At 69.5% G+C, this 20,352-nt stretch carries 18 protein-coding genes, 1 tRNA gene and 1 pseudogene; 13 read left to right on the top strand and 7 right to left on the bottom strand.

Features of this window, described 5'->3' with window-relative positions; translation table 11 throughout:
- The first annotated feature begins 78 nt into the window (after positions 1-78).
- Positions 79-1,077, top strand: coding sequence for an NADPH:quinone oxidoreductase family protein (locus tag KIK09_RS46395; protein ID WP_308164708.1), 999 nt, complete (start codon positions 79-81; stop codon positions 1,075-1,077).
- Positions 1,078-1,395: 318 nt separating this feature from the next.
- Positions 1,396-1,842, top strand: a pseudogene (locus KIK09_RS58590) (class I SAM-dependent methyltransferase); the annotation flags it as partial.
- Between the two features lie 12 nt (positions 1,843-1,854).
- Here the strand turns inward: KIK09_RS58590 and KIK09_RS46385 are convergent.
- Entirely contained in the window at positions 1,855-2,724 is an 870-nt protein-coding gene (locus tag KIK09_RS46385; RefSeq protein WP_250574867.1) for a helix-turn-helix domain-containing protein, read from the bottom strand.
- A gap of 129 nt (positions 2,725-2,853) precedes the next feature.
- Positions 2,854-3,624: an arginase family protein gene (locus KIK09_RS46380; RefSeq protein ID WP_214325935.1), complete on the bottom strand. Its 771-nt coding sequence runs from the start codon at positions 3,622-3,624 to the stop codon at positions 2,854-2,856.
- A gap of 74 nt (positions 3,625-3,698) precedes the next feature.
- On the opposite strand from KIK09_RS46380, the gene KIK09_RS46375 reads away from it, so the two are divergent.
- Positions 3,699-4,586, top strand: a complete 888-nt coding sequence (locus KIK09_RS46375) for a 4-(cytidine 5'-diphospho)-2-C-methyl-D-erythritol kinase (protein WP_214326060.1) — start codon at positions 3,699-3,701, stop codon at positions 4,584-4,586.
- 600 nt (positions 4,587-5,186) lie between these two features.
- A complete protein-coding gene (locus KIK09_RS46370) occupies positions 5,187-6,977 on the top strand; it encodes an ABC-F family ATP-binding cassette domain-containing protein (protein WP_214325934.1) in 1,791 nt (596 codons plus the stop codon).
- A 2-nt stretch (positions 6,978-6,979) separates the two neighbouring features.
- Here the strand turns inward: KIK09_RS46370 and KIK09_RS46365 are convergent, their stop codons facing one another.
- On the bottom strand, positions 6,980-7,480 hold the full coding sequence (locus KIK09_RS46365) for a MarR family winged helix-turn-helix transcriptional regulator (RefSeq protein WP_214325933.1): 501 nt from the start codon (positions 7,478-7,480) through the stop codon (positions 6,980-6,982).
- Between the two features lie 56 nt (positions 7,481-7,536).
- On the opposite strand from KIK09_RS46365, the gene KIK09_RS46360 reads away from it, so the two are divergent.
- Genes KIK09_RS46360 through KIK09_RS46345 form a run of 4 tightly spaced genes read left to right on the top strand, consistent with a single transcriptional unit; the run spans position 7,537 to position 11,337 of the window.
- Positions 7,537-8,307 (top strand): trans-aconitate 2-methyltransferase, encoded by a 771-nt coding sequence (locus tag KIK09_RS46360; protein ID WP_250574866.1) that lies wholly within the window; start codon positions 7,537-7,539, stop codon positions 8,305-8,307.
- Complete coding sequence (locus tag KIK09_RS46355) at positions 8,304-8,636, top strand: VOC family protein (protein ID WP_214325932.1); 333 nt, start codon at positions 8,304-8,306, stop codon at positions 8,634-8,636. The genes KIK09_RS46360 and KIK09_RS46355 overlap by 4 nt, the downstream gene beginning before the upstream one ends.
- A gap of 41 nt (positions 8,637-8,677) precedes the next feature.
- On the top strand, positions 8,678-10,153 hold the full coding sequence (locus tag KIK09_RS60360) for a CYTH and CHAD domain-containing protein (protein ID WP_214325931.1): 1,476 nt from the start codon (positions 8,678-8,680) through the stop codon (positions 10,151-10,153).
- On the top strand, positions 10,150-11,337 hold the full coding sequence (locus KIK09_RS46345) for a cytochrome P450 (RefSeq protein WP_214325930.1): 1,188 nt from the start codon (positions 10,150-10,152) through the stop codon (positions 11,335-11,337). The genes KIK09_RS60360 and KIK09_RS46345 overlap by 4 nt, the downstream gene beginning before the upstream one ends.
- On the opposite strand, the gene KIK09_RS46340 is transcribed toward KIK09_RS46345, so the two are convergent.
- Genes KIK09_RS46340 through KIK09_RS46325 form a run of 4 tightly spaced genes read right to left on the bottom strand, consistent with a single transcriptional unit; the run spans position 11,312 to position 16,122 of the window.
- Positions 11,312-12,139, bottom strand: coding sequence for an NUDIX hydrolase (locus tag KIK09_RS46340; protein WP_250574865.1), 828 nt, complete (start codon positions 12,137-12,139; stop codon positions 11,312-11,314). The two genes, KIK09_RS46345 and KIK09_RS46340, sit on opposite strands and share 26 nt — an antisense overlap.
- Positions 12,132-14,192, bottom strand: a complete 2,061-nt coding sequence (locus KIK09_RS46335) for an RNA degradosome polyphosphate kinase (protein WP_214325929.1) — start codon at positions 14,190-14,192, stop codon at positions 12,132-12,134. The genes KIK09_RS46340 and KIK09_RS46335 overlap by 8 nt, the downstream gene beginning before the upstream one ends.
- A gap of 54 nt (positions 14,193-14,246) precedes the next feature.
- Entirely contained in the window at positions 14,247-15,140 is an 894-nt protein-coding gene (locus KIK09_RS46330) for a TetR/AcrR family transcriptional regulator (RefSeq protein ID WP_214325928.1), read from the bottom strand.
- Positions 15,141-15,183: 43 nt separating this feature from the next.
- Entirely contained in the window at positions 15,184-16,122 is a 939-nt protein-coding gene (locus KIK09_RS46325) for an acyl-CoA desaturase (RefSeq protein ID WP_214325927.1), read from the bottom strand.
- Between the two features lie 236 nt (positions 16,123-16,358).
- On the opposite strand from KIK09_RS46325, the gene KIK09_RS46320 reads away from it, so the two are divergent.
- The 5 genes from KIK09_RS46320 to pth all read left to right on the top strand — a co-directional run bounded on the left by KIK09_RS46320 (position 16,359) and on the right by pth (position 20,343).
- Positions 16,359-16,430, top strand: a tRNA-Gln gene (locus tag KIK09_RS46320).
- 130 nt (positions 16,431-16,560) lie between these two features.
- Positions 16,561-18,000 (top strand): bifunctional UDP-N-acetylglucosamine diphosphorylase/glucosamine-1-phosphate N-acetyltransferase GlmU, encoded by a 1,440-nt coding sequence (gene glmU, locus KIK09_RS46315; RefSeq protein ID WP_214325926.1) that lies wholly within the window; start codon positions 16,561-16,563, stop codon positions 17,998-18,000.
- Complete coding sequence (locus tag KIK09_RS46310) at positions 17,997-18,974, top strand: ribose-phosphate diphosphokinase (RefSeq protein ID WP_214325925.1); 978 nt, start codon at positions 17,997-17,999, stop codon at positions 18,972-18,974. Before glmU ends, KIK09_RS46310 begins: the two co-directional genes overlap by 4 nt.
- A gap of 95 nt (positions 18,975-19,069) precedes the next feature.
- A complete protein-coding gene (locus tag KIK09_RS46305; RefSeq protein ID WP_214325924.1) occupies positions 19,070-19,696 on the top strand; it encodes a 50S ribosomal protein L25/general stress protein Ctc in 627 nt (208 codons plus the stop codon).
- A 62-nt stretch (positions 19,697-19,758) separates the two neighbouring features.
- Positions 19,759-20,343: an aminoacyl-tRNA hydrolase gene (pth, locus tag KIK09_RS46300; protein WP_214325923.1), complete on the top strand. Its 585-nt coding sequence runs from the start codon at positions 19,759-19,761 to the stop codon at positions 20,341-20,343.
- The last annotated feature ends 9 nt before the right edge of the window (positions 20,344-20,352 follow it).

Genomic DNA, 20,352 nt, shown 5'->3' with positions numbered 1-20,352 from the left:
AAATTTTATCTTGACCCTCGCTGGGCGTCATGACACGGTTTATTGGTCGTTCGATAAACAAATGGAAGGCCGACCGCCGTGAACACCCCCTCCACCATGCGCGCCCTGCAGCAGACGTCACTGAACGGCCCGCAGGACCTACGGCTGATCACCGGCGCGCCGGTACCGAGCCCGGGTCCGGGCGAGGTGCTGATCCGTGTCACCGCCGCCGGCGTGAACTTCGTCGACATCTCACAGGCCCGAGGTACGTTCGCGGGCGGCCCGCAGCCGCCGTATCTGGCGGGCATCGAGGGCGCCGGTGAAGTCACCGCCGTTGGCGAGGGGGTGACCGGCCTGGAGCCCGGTGCCCACGTCATCGGCGTCGGCGTCAACGGCGGCGCCTTCGCCGAGTACATGGTGCTGCCCGCAGCCGGCGCGGTCCCGGTGCCGACGGGCTGGGCCGACGAGCAGGCCCTGGGCCTGGTCGTGAACTGGCCAACGGCGCTGGCGGCACTCAAGCCACTGGGAGGCCTCACCGAAGGGCAGACCGTGCTGATCCACGCCGCGGCCGGCGGGACCGGCCAGGCCGCGGTGAAGATGGCCAAACACTACGGCGCGACGGTGATCGCCACGGCCTCGCCGGGCAAGCACGAGGTGGTACGGGCGCTGGGCGCCGACCACGTCATCGACTCCCGCGGCGGCGACATCGCCGCCGAGGTCCTGCGGCTGACCGGCGGCGCGGGCGCCGACCTGGTACTGGAGTCGGTCGGCGGCCCCACCCTCGGCGCCAGCCTGGCCGCGGCCAAGCGTGTCACCGGCCGGGTCGTCGTGTACGGCCTGGCCGGCGGCGAAGCCGCGATCACCAACTGGGAACTGGTCTACAAGCACCAGATCCACGTCATCGGCCTGAACATCGGGACCCTGATCCAGGCCGCACCGCAGATCTTCGGCGAGGTCATGGGTCAGCTGTTCGGGCTCCTCGCGGCAGGAGTGCTCGGTCCCGGCCGGCCCACCGTGCATGGGCTGGCCGAGGGACCGAAACTACTCGCGGAACTTGAAGCGCGGGCCACCGTGGGCAAGCTGGCACTGGTGCCCTGAACAGACCGTGACGCCAACCGGTCAGCTCGCGGCGTTCTTCCGATCGTCGCAGGCGGTTCCGGCCAGACCGAGTCCCACGCCTTCTCGATCGTGCGGAAGCCCACACCATCTCGTGCTGGCGCAAGCCGTACAACCACTGCTGCCGTCGCTGCGGCGGCTGGCCGAGGAGGTCTGTGTTGAGGGTGTGATGTGCGCGTCCTGGTGGCGGCGGAGAGTCGCGCTGAAGGCGGTTCCGCTGGCTGATCTTCGCTGCGGTGGCGAGGGCGAGGTGAGCGTTTCGTTCAAGACGGTGCGTGCCGTACTGGTGAGACTTCGGGTATGGCTGGAAATGCGTTTACTCCTGCGCTGGGGCGTGTGGGGCCCACGCGGCTCTACGATCCGATTGTCGCGCTGACCCGGGAACGGCTGTGGCGGACTCTGATGGTCATGTACGTCGCGCCGCGGGCGGAGGACGTCATCGTCGACGTGGGATGCGGCACCGGTTCGACGGAGCTGCTGCTGAACCGGGTCGAGCCGCGTGCGCGGCTCATCGGGGTGGATCCGGATCCGAATGTGATCGCGGTGGCGCGGCGCAAGGCCGAGGACTCCGGCGCCGAGGTTCAGTGGAAGATCGGCATGGGGGACGCGCTGCCGCAGGTCGTCGGGTCCGGCGTCGCGGACACGGTGGTGTCGAGTCTGGTGCTTCACCAGTGCCGGCTCGAGATGAAACGGGCCGTCCTCGCGTCGATGTACTCGGCGGTGCGGCCCGGTGGGAAGCTGGTGATCGCCGACTACGGGCTACAGCGCACCAGGTTGATGCGGCTGGGGTTCCGGCTGGTGCAATTCGCGGACGGGGTCGAGGACACCCGGCCCAACGCCGAGGGCGTCCTGCCGCGCCTGATCGCCGAGGCCGGTTTCCGCGACGTGAGGGAGGCCGAGGTCGTGCCGACACTCACGGGTTCGATCTCGGTGTACGTCGCGTTCCGGCCTGAGTAGCGGATTCACCGCTTTGGGTGTCAGACCCATCATCTCGCGCATCCACCGGGTCAGGTGCGCCTGGTCGGCGAAGCCGCTCATGGTCGCCGCGTCGGCCAGTGACTCCTCCTCGCGCAACGCCTCGACGGCTCTGCGCAGCCGACGCCAAGCGCGCCAGCGGGCCAGGGGCATGCCCAACTGGCTGCGGGCCAAGGAGCGCAGGCGTTGGGGAGACAGGCCGACGCTCGCGGCCACCTCCGTCAGCGGCACCGACCCGTCCGACAGCGCCGCCATGGCCGCGAGCAGGCGGGGATCAAGTTCGCCTGCCGGACTGGCGCCGGCGTGGCGAACGTCGGTCTCGTCGAGATGCCGCAGTTCGGGTGCGGCGGTGATCCTGGGGCCGTAACGCCGGCGCAGGCGGTCGGCCAGCGCACACTGCGGCTCGATGAAGAACACCCGAAGGTCCGCCGTCGCCAGCATCCGATGGCGGACCATGGGCGGCACGACGAGCGCGGGCGCTTGGTGGCGTACGCCGTCGGAGTCCGCCATGGCCACCACGCCTGCGGGGGCGATGGCGATCTGGAAGGCGGCGTGCCGGTGGAAAGTGCTGTCCACTGACGGGCCCTGGTAGAAGGCATAACCGCGGCCGACGACGAAATCCGGCATCAGACTCTCGCCTTCATCGTCGGCCATCAGGCTCACCTCTTCCTTTCGCCCTCGCCGATCCAGGTTGTGGGAGCCCGTGGGTAACCCGATCCCCGGCTAGTCCTTTCGACCGGGAACTTCTGCCGGTGGGAGGGCCGCGCCCAGCGGAGCTACGCCTCAGGCCCCCTGCGCGCAGGTGGCTACGAGGGCGGCGACCAGGGGTGTCAGGAGGGATTGGTCCTCGGGGGTGGTGGGTTCGTACTCGGTGATGCCCAGGCCGGCGATCTCGAAGCGGTCGCTCAGGCCCTTCACCAGTGACAGGAGCTGATCGGGGTGGAGGCCGCCGGGGGCGGGCGTGCCGACCGAGGAGAACGTGGTGGGGTCGAGGACGTCCAGGTCGATGTGGACGTAGACCGCCGAGGGGGACAGGGTCGCGACCGTCTCGACGAGGGAGGCGGGGTCGGGCAGATGGTGCATGCCGGACTCCGCGATGAAGGACGACTCCGCGGGATCCAGGTCGCGTACCCCTGCCAGGACGACCCGGCGCGGATCGAGCGGTTCGGAGGGGACCAGCTCGGGAAAGCCGTCGCCCGTCAGGGCGCGGAGGACCATGCCGTGGAAGGCGCCGGACGGGGACGACGAGGGGGTGTTCAGATCGCCGTGCGCGTCGAACCAGACGACGACCAGACCGTCGCCGTGACGGCGGCGGGCCGCCGCGACGGGTTCGAGTTCCACGCCGCAGTCGCCGCCCGCCGTGAAGGCGAAACCGGATTCCGGGAGGGCCTGCCGTACTCGGGAGGCCGTGTCGGACAGAGATTCAGAGACCTCGACGCGGACCCGGTGCGCGTCCGGGACCATGTCGGCGAGCAGCCGCGCGCCCTCGACGAGCCGCCGCGCGGTGGGCGAACCCGAGCCCCGCCACTGGGGTACCTCGATGGTGTAGGACATAGGACCAATACTGTCCGAGACAGCCACTCGGTCGGTATGCCCGCAGGTCCCGATACGATCGATCGGTGAGTACGGTGACCGTGAGGGTGCCCGCGAAGGTCAACGTGCAGCTGTCCGTGGGACCTGTGCGCGATGACGGCTTCCACGATCTGATCAACGTCTTCCACGCCGTCTCGATCTACGACGAGGTGGTGGCCGTCGAGGCAGGGAAGATCACCATCCGGGTGGAGGGTACCCAGGCCGACCAGGTCCCGCTCGACGAGGGCAACCTGGCGGTACGGGCGGCCATGGCGCTGGCCAAGCACGCCGGCCGTACCTACGGCGCCGACCTGCTCATCCGCAAGTCCATCCCGGTCGCGGGCGGCATGGCCGGCGGCAGCGCCGACGCCGCCGGCGCGCTGGTGGCCTGCAACGAACTGTGGGGACTCGGCCTGCCTCGCGAAGACCTCATGGAGATCGCCGCCGACCTGGGCAGCGACGTACCCTTCGCCCTGCTCGGCGGCACCGCGCTCGGCACCGGCCGCGGCGAGCGGCTCCTGCCGCTGGAGACGAGCGGCACCTTCCACTGGGTCTTCGCCTTCGCCGACGGCGGCCTGTCGACCGCCAAGGTCTACGCCGAATGTGACCTCATGCGCGACGCCACCGGCACCCACGTCGGCTGGCCGCAGGTCGACGACACCCTCGTCGAGGCCCTGCGCACCGGCGACGCCCGCACGCTCGGCGCCCGGCTGCACAACGACCTCCAGCCCGCCGCGATCATGCTGCGCCACTCGCTGGTCCGCACCCTCGAGACCGGCCGCCAACTCGGCGCCCTCGGCTCGATCGTCTCCGGCTCGGGCCCCACCTGCGCCTTCCTCGCCACCGACGCCGCCCACGCCCGCGACCTGTCCATCTCCCTCTCAGCCACCTGCCGCACCGCCCTCCCCACCACCGGCCCCACCCCCGGCGCCACGATCCTCTAGCCCCGCTCCTTCCTCACACGGCTGTCCTGTGCGCGCGTCTTGCAGGGCCTTCTTGTACAGCGAGTCTTGTAGGGCTCTCCTGTACGGCAAGGCCGCCGCCACCGGCCGCCCACCGCACTTCGGCTGAGGACCCGTGCCCGGCGCTTCCGGCGAGTCGGTGCCGCTTCCCACCGCTACGGCGTCCCATCCCCGGGCACCACGGTTTTCGTGCCCCCGCCACCGCTCCGTGCTCGTGGCACCCCGGCCGCCCCCTCCCATCGCACAGGGCGCCGAGGTTGTCGGGGTGCCGTGGCGTCGAGGCCGGGCGGCGTGCCCGCGCCGGGGTCGGCGAGGAGGGGGACGGCGGTTGTCCGGCGCCTCGTACGGCGGGTCAGGGGCGCCGGGGTGCCTGGGTGGTGGAGCGTCGTGTCGGTGGGCAACCGTCCTCGACTCGCCGCAAGCGCCGGGCACAGGTCCTCAGCCGAAGTGCGGTGGGCGGCCGGTGGCGGCGGCTTGCCGTACAGAAGTTGAGAGAGCACGGCGGCGGAGCCTCCAGGCGGGTGGTGGGGTGGTGAGAGACGTAGCGGAGCGGGCCGTGGTGACGTATACCCTTGGGGTGCGATGAATCTGGTCAATCTTGAGGCTGTTTCCCATGCTTACGGGCCCAAGCCGCTACTCCACGACGTCTCGTTGGGCGTCGAGGAGGGGGAGCGGATCGGGGTCGTGGGGCGTAACGGCGGTGGTAAGACCACCTTGATGTCGGTGATCGCCGGTGGGGTGCGGCCCGACAGCGGGCGTGTCACCCACACGCGCGGGCTGAGGGTCGGTTTCCTGACCCAGCATGACGGGCTCGACCCGGGAAGCGCCGTGCGGGAGCTGGTGCTGGACGGCAAGGCCGAGCACGAGTGGGCGGGCGACCAGCGGATCAGGGAGATCCTGGCCAACCTGATCGGTGACCTGGACCTGGACGCCAAGGCGGGCGACCTGTCGGGCGGCGAGCGCAGGCGCACGGCGCTGGCGCGGCTGCTGATCGACGACCATGACCTGATCATGCTGGACGAGCCGACGAACCATCTCGACATCGAGGCGATCGCGTGGCTGGCCGGCCATCTGGCGGTGCGCAGGAGCGCGCTGCTGGTGGTGACGCACGACCGGTGGTTCCTGGACGCGGTCTCCACCAGGACGTGGGAGGTCGTCGACGGCCGGGTCGAGCGCTACGAGGGTGGCTACGCGGCGTACGTGCTGGCCAAGGCCGAGCGCGCGAGGATCGCGCAGGCCGCCGAGGAGCGCCGCCAGAACCTCATGCGCAAGGAGATCGCCTGGCTGCGCCGCGGCCCGCCCGCGCGCACCTCGAAGCCGAAGTTCAGGATCGAGGCCGCCCAGGCGCTGATCGCCGATGAGCCGCCGGCGCGCGAGAACGTGGAGCTGATGCGTTTCGCCGCCGCGCGCCTCGGCAGGACCGTCTACGACCTGGAGGGCGTGACCCTGCACGCCGGCGGTCCGGACAGCGGGCCGCTCGTGCTCGACCGCATGACCTGGCAGTTCGGCCCCGGCGATCGCATCGGGCTGATCGGCGTGAACGGCTCGGGCAAGTCGACGGTGCTGCGCCTGCTGTCGGGCACGGTCAAGCCCGATTCGGGCCGCCTCGTGACGGGCAAGACGGTACGGCTGGCGCACCTGTCGCAGGAGCTGGCCGAGCTCGAGCCGACCCGCCGGGTGCTGGAGACGGTCGAGGAGATCCGCAAGTACATCAAGGTCGGCAAGCGGGAGTGGACGGCTTCCCAGCTGCTCGAGCGCCTCGGGTTCAAGGGCGACGCGCAGTGGAAGATGGTCGGCGACCTGTCCGGCGGCGAGCGGCGGCGCCTGCAGCTGCTGCGCCTGCTCATGGACGACCCGAACGTCCTGCTGCTCGACGAGCCCACCAACGACCTCGACATCGAGACGCTCAACGAGCTCGAGGACCTGCTTGACGGCTGGCCCGGCACGCTGGTGCTGGTCAGCCACGACAGGTACTTCCTCGAGCGGGTGACCGACCGGTGCGTCGCGCTGCTCGGCGACGGCAGGCTGTCGCTGCTTCCGGGCGGGGTGGACGAGTATCTGGAACGGCGGGCCGCGGGAACCGCGGTCACGGCCCGGATCGCCTCGACCCCCGAAAAGGAAATCCCGGCGGAGGCTGAACAGTCGGGCATGTCGGCCAAGGAGGAGCGTGAGCTGCGCAAGGAGCTCAACCGCCTGGAACGCCAGCTGGACAAGCTCTCCGGCCAGGAGTCCAAGCTGCACGCCGCGATGGCCGAGGCCGCCGACGACTACAACAAGCTCGGCACCCTGGACACGCAGCTCAGGGACGTGCTCGCGCAGAAGGACGCGATCGAGGCCGAATGGCTGGAGGTCGCCGACCGCCTCGGCGACTAGCCTCAGGCGTCGAAGGGCGTCAGCAGCGTGCGCAGCAGCCCCGCCAGCGTGGCCCGCTCGGAGGTGTCCAGGGCCGACAGCAGCTCGCGCTCGCGCCGCAGCAGGTCGGAGAAGGCCGCGTCGACCTGGGTGACGCCGGTGTCGGTGAGCGAGACGAGCACCCCGCGCCGGTCCTCCGGGTCGGGGCGGCGGCGCACCAGCCCGGCCTGGGCCAGGCGGTCGATGCGGTTGGTCATCGTGCCCGAGGTGACCAGCGTGGCCCGCAGCAGCGCCCCGGGTGACAGCTCGTACGGCTTGCCCGCCCGCCGCAGCGCGGTCAGCACGTCGAACTCCCACGGCTCCAGGTCGTGCTCGGCGAAGGCGGCACGCCTGGCCCGGTCCAGGTGCTTGGCCAGCCGCGACACGCGCGAGAGCACCTGGAGCGGCTCCACGTCCAGATCGGGCCGCTCGGTCTGCCAGGCCGCGACGAGGCGGTCGACCTCGTCCCGCGAATCCTCCGTCATGACACGAAGTCTACTGTCTTGACATCGAGATACATATCTCGATACCAATTATCTTCATGTCAAGAGATATCTGGGATCCCAGCACCTACGCCAGATACGCCGACGAACGGTCACGACCGTTCTTCGACCTCCTGGCACGGGTGCGTGCCGTCGACCCCGATTATGTCGTGGACGCGGGCTGCGGCACGGGTGAACTCACCGTCGAACTCGCCAGACGCTGGCCGAAGGCGAGCATCGACGGCTTCGACTCCTCACCTGCCATGATCGCGAAAGCCAGGGAGCTGGGCGCGATGCCACGCTTCTTCGTCACCGACGTGACCCTGTGGCGCCCCGACAGGCCCGTCGACGTCCTGATCTCCAACGCCGTCCTGCAGTGGGTGCCCTCCCACCGCGACCTGCTCGAGCACTGGGTCGACGCGCTCAGCCCCGGCGGCTGGCTGGCCTTCCAGGTGCCGGGCAACTTCGACGCGCCCAGCCACGTGGCCATCCGCGAGCTGTGCCGCTCGCCCCAGTGGGCCGACCGCCTCGGCGACTACGACCGCGGCAGCCCTGTCGACGACCCGATCGGCTACCTGGACCAGCTCAGCGACCTCGGCTGCCGCGTCGACGCCTGGGAGACCACCTACCTCCACGTGCTCCACGGCGACAACGCCGTCCTGCAGTGGATCTCCGGCACCGCGCTGCGCCCGATCTTCGACCGGCTGGACGAGGACGAGCGCAAACGCTTCACCGCCGAGCTTGCCGTACGACTCGACGAGGTCTATCCGTCGAGGAAGTACGGCACGCCGTTCCCCTTCCGTCGCATCTTCCTGGTGGCACAGAAATGATCAAAGCGCTTCATCATGTCCAGCTGGCCGCGCCTGCGGGCAGCGAGCCGCAACTGCGGGAGTTCTACGAGGGCGTGCTCGGGCTGCGCGAGGTGCCCAAGCCGCCCGAGCTGGCCAAACGGGGCGGAGCCTGGTTCCGCGGCGAGGGCGTCGAGGTCCACCTGGGCATCGAGGAGGACTTCCGCCCGGCGCGCAAGGCGCACCCCGCCTTCCTCGTCGACGAGCTTCCCGAGGGCGCGGAAGTCGACCTGCTCTTCCCCGGATATCGCCGCATCTACCTCAGCGATCCCGTCGGTAACCGCATCGAGCTTCTACAAAGGCTCACCTAACGGTGGCAGTATGGGGCTAAATCGGACTTTTGTGAGGTGCTGTGGGCATCGAGATCGAGGACAAGTTCGACGTTCCGCCCGACTACGCGGTGCCCGACCTGAGCGGCGTCGCTGAGGTCGTGGGCCCCAAGGGTCACCAGCTCGTGGCGCTCTACTACGACACGCCCGACCTGAGGCTGGCCACGCGCGGCGTGACACTCAGACGCAGGCGGGGCGGCGCCGATCCCGGCTGGCATCTCAAGCTCCCTAAAGCCAAGGGGGTCAGGCAGGAGATCACCCACCCCCTCACCCGCAGCACCAGGACCGTTCCCGACGAGCTGGCCGAGCTCGTGCGCGCCTACAGCCGCGGCGGCGAGCTGCGGCCGGTGGCCGAGCTCGACACCAAGCGCACCGTCACCCTCCTCGTGGACGGCGACGCCAGGCTGCTCGAGGTCGCCGACGACCGCGTCAAGGGCACCGTGCTGGGCGAGGAGCCGCGGGTGGAACGCTGGCGCGAGGTCGAGGCCGAGCTCCTGTCCGGCGACGAGGCCCTGCTCGCCAAGGTCGGCAAGCGCCTGCGGAAGGCCGGCGCCAGGCCCGCGGACAGCGCCAGCAAGCTCGCCAGACTGCTCCAGCCGCCCACCCCCGATCGCGTCCCCACCGAGCCGGGCACGGCGGGCGAGGTCCTCGTGGACTACCTCGAGTCGCAGGTCACCGCCCTGCTCTCCCAGGACCCCCGGGTACGGCGGGCCGAGGAGGACGCCGTGCACCAGATGCGGGTGGCCTGCCGTAGGCTCCGCAGCGCCCTGAAGGCCTTCAAGAGCCTCCTGGGCGACACCCAGGCGCTGCAGGACGAGCTGCGCTGGCTGGGCAACGTCCTGGGCGAGGCCCGCGATCTGGAGGTGATCAGGGACAGGTTCGCCCGCCACCTGGAGGGCCTGGCCCCCGAACTGGTCACCGGCCCCATCGCGACCCGGCTCGGCGACGACCTGCACGAGCGCGAGCAGCAGGCCTACGAGCGGATCAAGGACACCCTCAGCGGCGCGCGCTACTACGCCCTGCTCGACGCCCTCGACGCGCTGGTGGCCGACCCCGGCCTGCGCAAGCCCGCCGGCAAGCCCGCCGAGAAGACCCTCAACGGCGTCGCGGTCAAGAACTGGGACCGCGTCACCAAGGCCTACGACACCGCCCAGGCCGTCGAGGACCCCGAGCGGCGCGAGATCGCCATGCACGACGTCCGCAAGGCCGCCAAGCGCGCCCGCTACACCGCCGAGGCGCTGCGGCCCACGCTCGGCAAGCCCATGCGCAAGCTGGCCAAGAACGCCGAGGCGGTCCAGGAGATCCTCGGCCTGCACCAGGACGGCGTGGTCGCCCAGGAGGTGCTGGCCAAGGAGGCCGAGAGCGCCCGCGAGGCGGGCGAGGACACCTTCACCTACGGCCTGCTCATCGGCATCGAGCGCGGCGCCGCAGAACGCGCGCACGAGGAGTTCCCGCGAGTCTGGGCGGAGACCTTGCAAGCTGTTAAGAAGGTTGTATGACTGATCTTCCGGTGATCCCCTTCGACCGAAGTGATCCCCTCGACGTGCCCGCCGCCTACCGCGAGCTGCGGCACAAGGAACGCATCGCCCGGGTCCGCACCCGGGCGGGCGACGAGGTCTGGCTGGTGAGCGGCTACGAGGACGCCAGAGCGCTGTTCGCCGACGGCCGGATGGGCCGCTCGCATCCCAAACCCGAGGAGGCGGCCAGAATCTCGGGTTCGGCGCTGCTCGGTGGCCCGCAGGGCGACTTCGAGACGGAGAAGGCCGACCACGAGCGGATGCGCAAGCTGTTCGTCCGCTCCTTCTCCGCCCGCAGGATGAAGGCGCTGAGCGAGCACGTGGGAGGCCTGGTCGACGGCCTCCTCGACGAGCTCACGACCCGGACGCCGCCCGTCGACCTGCACAAGGAGTTCTCCTTCCCGCTGCCCGTCTACGTCATCTGCGAGCTGCTCGGCGTGCCGTTCGACGACCGCGACTACTTCAGCGAGGTCTCCACCCGGATGGGCAGCATGGACGAGGCCGTCGGCATGGCCGCCCGCGAGGAGATGGGCCGCTACATGGCCCGCCTCATCGACGCCAAACGCCACGACCCGGGCGAGGACGTCCTGTCGGACCTGGTCGACGTGGTCGACGACGACGGCACCATCGCCCAGCTGGCGGGCGGGCTGCTGTTCGCCGGCCACGAGACCACCGTCAACCGCATCGACTACGGCGTGCTGCTCCTGCTCCACTTCCCCGAGCAGCTGGCCATGCTCAAGGCCGACCCCGGCCTCGCGCCGGCCGCGGTCGAGGAGATCCTGCGCATGGGATCGCCAGGCCTGCACGGCATCCCCCGCTACGCCAGGGAGGACGTCGAGATCGCCGGCGTCACCATCAAGGCCGGCGAGGCCGTCGTCCTGACCACCAACGCCGCCAACAGGGACGAGACCGCCTTCGACCACCCCGACCTGTTCGACCTGCACCGCAGCCAGGACAACCCGCACCTCGGCTTCGGCCACGGCGCGCACTTCTGCGTCGGCGCCAGCCTGGCCAGGGTCGAGCTCACCGCCGTCTTCGAGCGGCTCTTCCAGCGCCTGCCCGACCTGCGGCTGGCCGTGCCGTTCGAGGAGCTGCCGATGAACGAGGGCCGCCTCACCGGCGGCCTCAAGGAACTGCCGGTCAGCTGGAGTACCGCTCCACGCTGACCACCTGGTCGCCCAGCCGGTGCAGCACGGCGAAGGCGCCCTTGCGCAGGTGCACGTCCTTGCCGCTGAGCGTGTGGATCACGTGGGGGAGCACCTTGCGGTGGCTGCACACCGCCGCCGGCACCGAGATCTCGCCGACCAGCGCCGGGGTCTTGTCGCCGTCCTGGTGCTCCTCACTCAGCAGCGGTTCCAGCCGGATGTCGGAGGAGAACGGCTCGAGCGTCTGCACGCAGCGCAGGCTGGGCGAGCTGACCAGCAGCTGCGGCCGGTAGGCGGGCAGCACCTGCGCGATCGTGGCGGCCTGCGCCCTGCCCACGCTGTCCAGCGGGCGCAGGGCGTCCTCGCCCGTCCAGTCCTGGCGGCTTCCCGCTACGGCGTGCCGTACCAGGACCAGGGGGGTGGTGGCGAGCGGCGCGGCGGCCAGGGCGTGCAGTAAACCCGCGTCCCAGGCGTAGGTGAGGCGGTCGCGGGCCGCGCTGAGCGGCAGCCAGACCAGCTCGTCGACCTCCTCGCCGGGGGTGAACTCGCCCTCGGAGGACTGGCCGGCCCAGTAGTCGACGCGCTTGAGCCGGCCCTTGTTGAGGTAGTGGATCGGGGGCAGGGCGCGGCCGAGCACGACCGACATGCCCGTCTCCTCGCGCACCTCGCGCAACGCCGCGGCGATCATGTGCTCGCCGGCCTTCAGCTTGCCCTTGGGGAAGGTCCAGTCGTCGTAGCGCGGCCGGTGGATGACAGCCACCTCGGGGTCGCCCTCGTCGCCGCGCCAGACCACCGCTCCGGCGGCCCGGAGCATGTCAGTCATCAACGGTCCTCCAGCGGCGGGTGCCGATCAGATGGCTCTGCAGGTCCTCGCCCGGATGACGGACCCAGTCGCCGTCCGAGTTCAGCCACCACGCGTTCGTCGTCTCCGCCATGGCCCGGTCCATCAGCTCGATCAGGTAGCTCTTGTGCTGCTGCCCTGTCACCTTGACCAGCGCCTCCACCCGCCGGTCCAGGTTGCGGCGCATCAGGTCGGCGCTGCCGATCCACACCTCCGGACGCCTGCCCAGGCCGAACTCGTAGATCCGCGAGTGCTCCAGGAAGCGGCCGAGGACGCTGCGGACCCGGATGTTCTCCGACAGGTCCGGGATGCCGGGGCGCAGGGTGCAGATGCCGCGCACCCACAGGTCCACGGGGACGCCCGCCCGCGAGGCCCGGTAGAGCGCGTCGATGATCGGCTCGTCCACCAGCGAGTTGGTCTTGATGCGGATCCTGGCCGGGCGGCCGGCCTGCTGGTGCGCGATCTCCCGCTCGATCCTGGCCAGCAGCCCGCCGCGCAGCGAGTGCGGGGCGACCAGCAGCCGGCGGTAGGCCGAGTGGTTGGAGTAGCCGGTCAGGTGGATGAACAGGTCCGTGACGTCCTCGCCCACCAGCGGGTCGGCGGTCAGCAGGCCGAAGTCCTCGTACTGCCTGGCCGTCTTGGGGTTGTAGTTGCCCGTGCCGATGTGGCAGTAGCGGCGCAGCTCGCCCGAGGCCTCCTGGCGCACGACCAGCGCCAGCTTGCAGTGCGTCTTGAGCCCGACCACCCCGTAGACCACGTGGCAGCCTGCGCGCTCCAGCTTGCGCGCCCAGGAGATGTTGGCGTGCTCGTCGAAGCGGGCCTTGATCTCCACGACCACGACCACCTGCTTGCCGGCCTCGGCCGCGTCGATCAGCGCGTCCACGATCGGCGACTCGCCGCTGGTGCGGTACAGGGTCTGCTTGATCGCCAGCACCCGCGGATCGGTGGAGGCCGCCTCGATGAAGCGCTGCACGCTGGTGCCGAAGGAGTCGTAGGGGTGGTGCAGCAGGATGTCGCGCTCGCGCAGCACCGAGAAGACGTCGTCCTCGGCGTTGATCGCCTCGGCCGGCACGAACGGGCGGTAGCTCAGCTCGCCGCGGTCCAGGTCGGCGATGGCGTGCAGGCCGCTCAGGTCCAGCGGGCCAGGGATCTTGTAGATCTCGTGCGGCGCCAGCTCCAGCTCCTCCACCAGCAGGTCCAGGACCTCCTGCGAGATCGTGTCCTCGACCTCCAGGCGCACCGGCGGCCCGAAGCGGCGGCGCTGCAGCTCCTTCTCCAGCGCCTGCATCAGGTTCTCCGTGACGTCCTCGTCGACGTCCAGGTCCTCGTTCCTGGTCACGCGGAAGGCGTGGTGCTGGACGATCTCCATCCCCTTGAACAGCTGGCCCAGGTGCGCCGCGATCACGTCCTCCAGCGGGACGAAGCGGTTCTTGGAGGCCGTGACGAACCGCGGCAGCTGCGAGGGAACCTTGACCCGGGCGAAGACCGTGTGGTCCGTGGCCGGGTTGCGCACCACGACGGCCAGGTTCAGGCTGAGCCCGGAGATGTAGGGGAATGGGTGGGCGGGGTCCACGGCCAGCGGCGTCAGCACCGGCCGGATCCGCTCGCGGAACAGCTTGCGCAGCTCGGTGCGCTCCTCGCGGCCCAGGTCGTCCCAGCGGACGATCTCGATGCCCTCCGTGGCCAGCTTGGGCAGGACCTGGTCGTGGAAGATCGACGCGTGCCGGATGGCCAGCTCGTCGGCGATGGTGGCGATGCGCGCCAGTTCCTCGCTCGGTTTCAGTCCGCTCTTGGTCCGTAGCAGCAGGCCGGTGGCCATCCGGCGCTTGAGACCCGCCACCCGCACCCGGAAGAACTCATCCAGGTTGCTGGCGAAGATCGCCAGGAATCGCACCCGCTCGAGAAGGGGTAGCGAGGGGTCTTCGGCCAGCTCCAGCACCCGCTCGTTGAACTGAAGCCAGCTCTCCTCACGGTTGAGGAACCGTTCCTGGGGCAGGGGCAGGTCGTTTCCAGGTTGCAACAGTTCCGCGGACATATTTCCTAATATGCCCACCTTGGTTGAACGGAACGTTAACTTCGCAGCAACGAATTATTCTGGTTGATCCGCTTGCTCCAGCCGCGCGGCCCGCTCCGCGATGCGCGCCTCGCGCTGACGGAGCTTCTCCTCCCGCTCCTGGGCCCTCTCGGCCTCCTTCAGCAGGCGCTCGCGCTCCTTCATGTCCCGCACCCTGGCCTTCTCGGCCTCCTTCAGCTCACGCTGGCGGGCCTTCTCGGCCTCCTTGAGCTCCTTGTCCCTGGCCCTCTCCAGCTCGCGCAGGTCCTTCTCGCTCATCACCGGATGGGTGGCGCGGGTCGCCACCGAGATCGTCGGCTGCGGGTTCAGCCCCGTCAGGCCGTTCCACGCCAGGTTGACCAGGTGCGCGGCCACCTCCTCGCGCCCGGGCTTGCGCACGTCCAGCCACCACTGGCCGGTCAGCGCCACCATGCCCACCAGCATCTGCGCGTACATCGGTGCCAGCTTCGGGTCGTAGCCGCGGGTCACGAACTCGTCGGCCAGCACGTCCTCGACCTGGCTGGCGATCTCGCTGATCAGGCTGGCGAACGAGCCCGTGCCGCTGGCGGCGTGGGAGTCGCGCACCAGGATGCGGAAACCCTCGCTGCTCTCCTCGATGTACTGCAGCAGCGCGAGCGCGGCCCGCTCCAGTTTGACCAGCGAGTGCGCCGCCGACAGCGCCTGGGTGATCATCCCGAGCAGTTTCTGCATCTCGCGGTCCACCACCACCGCGTAGACGCCTTCCTTGCCGCCGAAGTGTTCGTAGACCACCGGCTTGGACACCTGCGCCGTCGCGGCGATCTCCTCGATGGAGGTCCCGTCGAACCCCTTCTCCGCGAAGAGGGAGCGGCTGATGCGGATCAGCTGCTCTCTTCGCTCGCTACCGGACATACGCCTGCGAGATCGGGGTGTGGTGGTCACACTCTCCATAATGGCTGTCCCGGACGAACCGCCGGGAGCCGAACCCCCGGAGTCAGGCAACGCGCTTCGCCGCCAGGCGTTCTGGCGTGGGCCAGCGCACGTTGTAGGCCCAGCCCATCTTCTCGAAGAGGCGGATCGTCCCGGCGCTGAGATCGATCTGTCCCTTCAGCGCGCCGTGCCGGGCGCTGGTGGGCTCGGCGTGGTGCAGGTTGTGCCACGACTCGCCGAAGGAGGGGATCGCCAGGATCCACACCTGGCGCGACTTGTCGCGAGCCTCGAACTGCTCGTCGCCGAACACGTGGCAGATGGAGTTGATCGACCACGTCACGTGGTGCAGCAGGCCGATGCGGATGATAGAGGCCCAGAACAGCGCGGTCACCGCGCCCTGCCACGACCAGGTGACCAGCCCGCCGAGCACGGCGGGAAGCGCGATCGAGGTGACCGCCAGCCAGCCGAACCACCGGTGCATCCGCATGATGTCGGGGTCCTTGAGCAGGTCGGGGGCGTACTTCTCGCGGTTGGCCCGCTCGGCCTCGAACATCCAGCCCATGTGCGCGAACAGCAGCCCCTTGCACAGCGCGGTGAACCCGGTCCCGAAGCGCCACGGCGAGTGCGGGTCGCCCTCCTTGTCGGAGAACTTGTGGTGCTTGCGGTGGACGGCCACCCAGTCCAGCACGGACATCTCCAGGGACAGGCTCCCCGCGATGCCCAGCGCGATCTTCAGCGGCCGCTTGGCCTTGAACGAGCCGTGCGTGAAGTAGCGGTGGAAGCCGACCGTGACTCCCAGGCCGGAGATGACGTAGAAGACGAAGGCGATCACGACGTCGCTCCACCCCAGGCCCCATCCCCACGCGAACGGCACGGCGGCGGCCATGGCGATCAGGGGCAGGCCGATGACGAACGCGAAGGTGATCAGCTCACCCTTGGTGCGGTGCTCGGGGTCGGATTCGGGCTTGGGACCGGGAGACGTGCGCTCGGCGACAACGGTCATGGACTACCTCTCGCGACGTGTATGAGCTCGAATGTCCGGGCTACGCAACCGTAACCTACGGCAGCGTAAGTAAGGAATCCCTAAGGGCCGTTATTTACGTTTCGGCTACGGGGGGCTTACGTCAGTGTCGGTGCTCCGGGGCGATGCACGGGACGCGCTCGGGGTCTGCCGACTCGGTAGCACGCGAGCGCCGCAAGGTCGGTAAGCTAGGTCCGGACGCTGCGAGGCGTCCGTTTTCCGGCGTTGAGTAATTGGCAGCTCGCAGTCTTTTGGTGTCTGTTGTCCAGGTTCGAGTCCTGGCGCCGGAGCTGTCCGTGTCGTTCGTGGGTCCATGGTTGGCTGTCCGGGTGGGCAGGTATCCTCACGGTGTCGGGTGGGTAGCGGTGCGGTAGCCGTACCGTTGTCCAGATCCGCCCTCGTCACAGGGAGCCTCAGTCCGTGAGTGTGCCGCGCCCGGCCGCAGTCGTCGTCCTCGCCGCAGGCGAGGGCACCCGGATGAAGAGTCAGACCCCCAAAGTCCTCCACGAAGTGTGCGGACGCGCGCTCGTGGACCACATGCTCGCCGCCGCCCGCAGGCTCGAGCCCGAGCGGCTGATCGTGGTGATCGGCCACGACAGGGAGCGGGTCGGCGCGCATCTGGCCTCCTCCAGCCCGGATGCCCGGGCGATCGTCCAGCGCGAGCAGCGTGGCACCGGCCACGCCGTGCGCACCGTGCTGGAGGAGGTGGGCACGATCACCGGCACGGTGCTGGTCACCTACGGCGACGTGCCCCTGCTGCGCACCGAGACCCTGGCCCAGCTGCTCGAACAGCACGCCGCCGACGGCAACGCCGTGACCGTGCTGACCGCCGTGGTGCCCGATCCCACCGGATACGGGCGGATCGTGCGCGACGCGGCGGGAGCCGTACTGGAGATCGTCGAAGAGAAGGACGCCTCACCGCAGCAGCGGGCGATCACCGAGATGAACTCCGGCATCTACGCCTTCGACGGGCTGCTGCTGGCCGACGCGGTCAAGCGGGTCTCCTCCGACAACGCACAGGGTGAGGAATATCTCACCGACGTGCTGTCCATCCTGCGCGAGGAGGGCCACCGGGTCGGCGCGCACGTGGCGAGCGACCATGTCGAGGTGGAAGGCGTCAACGACCGCGTGCAGCTGGCCTTCGTCCGCAAGGTGCTCAACAGGCGGCTGCTCGAGGCCCACATGCGGGCCGGGGTCACGATCGTCGACCCCGACAGCACCTGGATCGACGTCGGCGTCGAGATCTCGCCGGACGTCGTGATCCACCCGGGCACGCAGCTGCACGGGCAGACGAGGATCGAGACGGGCGCCGAGGTCGGCCCCGCCTCCACACTGACCGGCACGACGGTCGGCGAGGGCGCGCTCGTGCGCAACGCCGTGTGCGACGGCGCGGTGATCGGCCCGGAGGTGAGCGTGGGTCCCTACGCCTACCTGCGCCCCGGCACGGTGCTCGGCCGCGCCGCCAAGGTCGGCACGTTCGTGGAGACCAAGAACACCACGGTCGGGGAGCGCTCCAAGGTGCCGCACCTGACCTACGCCGGAGACGCCACGATCGGGCAGGACGTCAACATCGGCGCCTCCACGGTCTTCGTCAACTACGACGGCGTCAACAAGCACCCCACGACCGTGCGCGACGGCGCGTTCGTGGGCTGCGACACCATGCTCGTCGCGCCGGTGACGGTCGGCGACGGCGCCTACACGGCGGCCGGCTCGGTCATCATCGATGACGTCCCACCAGGGGCCATCGGGGTGGCTAGGGCAAAACAACGCAACATAGAACAATGGGTCCTACGCCGACGAGCGGGCACAAAGTCCGCAAAAGCGGCACAGAAGGCCATCGAGCAGGAGAACGGGTCATGAGCGGCATCAAACAGCCTGGCGAGAAGGAGCTCATGCTCTTTTCCGGCCGGGCCTACCCCGAGCTGGCCGAGGAGGTTGCCAGGCACGTCGGCGTCTCGCTGACCCCCACCAAGCTGATCGACTTCGCCAACGGTGAGATCTACGCGCGCTACCTGGAGTCCGTACGCGGCTGCGACGCCTTCGTGATCCAGAGCCACACCGGCCCGATCAACAAGTGGATCATGGAGCAGCTCATCATGGTCGACGCACTCAAGCGGGCCTCCGCCAAGCGCATCACCGTGGTCATGCCGTTCTTCGGCTACGCCAGGCAGGACAAGAAGGGCCGCGGCCGCGAGCCGATCACCGCGCGCCTGATGGCCGACCTGTTCAAGACCGCGGGCGCCGACCGGCTCATGTCGATCGACCTGCACACCTCGCAGATCCAGGGCTTCTTCGACGGTCCCGTCGACCACCTGTTCGCGATGCCGGTGCTCGAGAGCTACCTGAAGAACAAGCTCGACCTGGAGAACACCACCATCGTCTCGCCCGACACCGGCCGCGTGCGGCTGTCGGAGCGCTGGGCCGACACGCTCGGCACGCCGATGGCCTTCATCCACAAGCGCCGCGACCTGGACGTGGCCAACTCGGTGAAGGTCAGCGAGGTGGTCGGCAAGGTCCGCGGCCGCACCTGCGTGCTGATCGACGACATGATCGACACGGCCGGCACCATCTGCAAGGCCGCCGACGCCCTCTACGAGCAGGGCGCCACCAACGTGATCACCGCCGCCACGCACGCGGTCTTCTCCGATCCCGCGGTGGACCGTTTGAAGAACTCGCGCATCTCCGAGGTCATCGTGACCAACACGCTGCCGCTGTCGGAGGAGAAGCAGTTCGACAAGCTGACGGTCCTGTCGATCGCGCCGCTCATCGCGCGTGCCATCACCGAGGTCTTCACGGACGGCTCGGTCACGAGTCTGTTCGAGGGAGACACGTAAGCCGATAGACTGCACAGGTTGCGCTCGTAACGCCTTCCGCTAGGGCGGGTGAGGGTGAGCGCTTTCGAATCCGATTCGCATCCCTAGGAGATGTCGTGTCTGAAGTACGTATCGCCGCCGAGCCTCGCAACGAGTTCGGCAAGGGCGCCGCTCGCAAGATCCGCCGCGCCGACAAGGTGCCCGCAGTCCTCTACGGGCACGGCATCGACCCCAAGCACCTGACCCTGCCCGGTCACGAGGTCCTGCTCGCGCTGCGCACGCCGAACGTCCTGATCCACCTCAAGGGTGAGGGCGTCGACGAGCTGGCCCTGCCCAAGGGCGTGCAGCGCGACCCGATCAAGGGCTTCGTCGAGCACGTCGACCTGCTGCTGGTCAAGCGCGGCGAGAAGGTCACGGTCGAGATCCCGGTCACCACGGTCGGCGACGTCAACTCCGAGGGCCTGCTCGACCAGCAGCTGGTGTCCATCGCGGTCGAGGCCGAGGCCACCAACATCCCCACCGGCATCGAGGTCGACATCGACGGCTTCGAGGTCGGCAAGGCCATCACCGCGGCCGACCTCGAGCTGCCGCAGGGCTCGACGCTGGCCGCCGACCCCGAGGCCCTGGTGCTGCACGTGGTCGCCAAGCCCGTCGAGGCCCCGGCCGAGGAAGAGGTCGAGGGCGAGGCCGTCGAGGCCGCCGCTCCCGCCGAGGCCGAGAGCGCCGAGAGCGCTTCCGAGTAGTTCCGGACATCGGGGCAGCCGGGTCAGCCGGCTGTCCCGTTTTTCGGTTTTGAGGGGATCGGATGGATCGCTGGCTGGTCGTCGGGTTGGGTAACCCTGGCGCTGAATACGCGGGTAACCGGCACAACGCCGGGTTCATGGTGCTCGACGAGCTGGCCGTGCGGGCCGGCGGCCGGTTCAAGGCGCACAAGAGCCGCGCCGAGGTCCTGGAGACCCGGGCGGCGGTGCTGGCCAAGCCGCTGTCCTACATGAACCTCTCCGGCGGGCCCGTCAAGGCGCTCGCCGACTTCTACAAGCTCGGTCCCGAGCGGCTGATCGTCGTCCACGACGAGCTCGACGTCCCCTACGGCGCGCTGCGCGCCAAGCTGGGCGGCGGCGACAACGGCCACAACGGGCTCAAGTCGATCACCAAGGTGCTGGGCACCCGCGACTACCTGCGGGTCAGGTTCGGCATCGGCCGTCCGCCCGGCCGGATGGACGCGGCCTCGTTCGTGCTCAAGGACTTCGCCACCGCCGAACGTAAGGACCTTCCCTTCCTGGTCGACCGGGCCGCGGACGTGGTGGAGTCGCTGATGGAGCGCGGGCTCGAGGCCACGCAGAACGACTTCCACCGCGCCGACCTGAACATTTCGGGCCCTCCTCGCTGATCACCGCAT

This window comes from Nonomuraea sediminis (assembly GCF_018531495.1).
In the GTDB taxonomy this organism is placed as follows: Bacteria; Actinomycetota; Actinomycetes; order Streptosporangiales; family Streptosporangiaceae; genus Nonomuraea; species Nonomuraea sediminis.
This window is presented reverse-complemented; position numbering and strand designations above follow the sequence as displayed.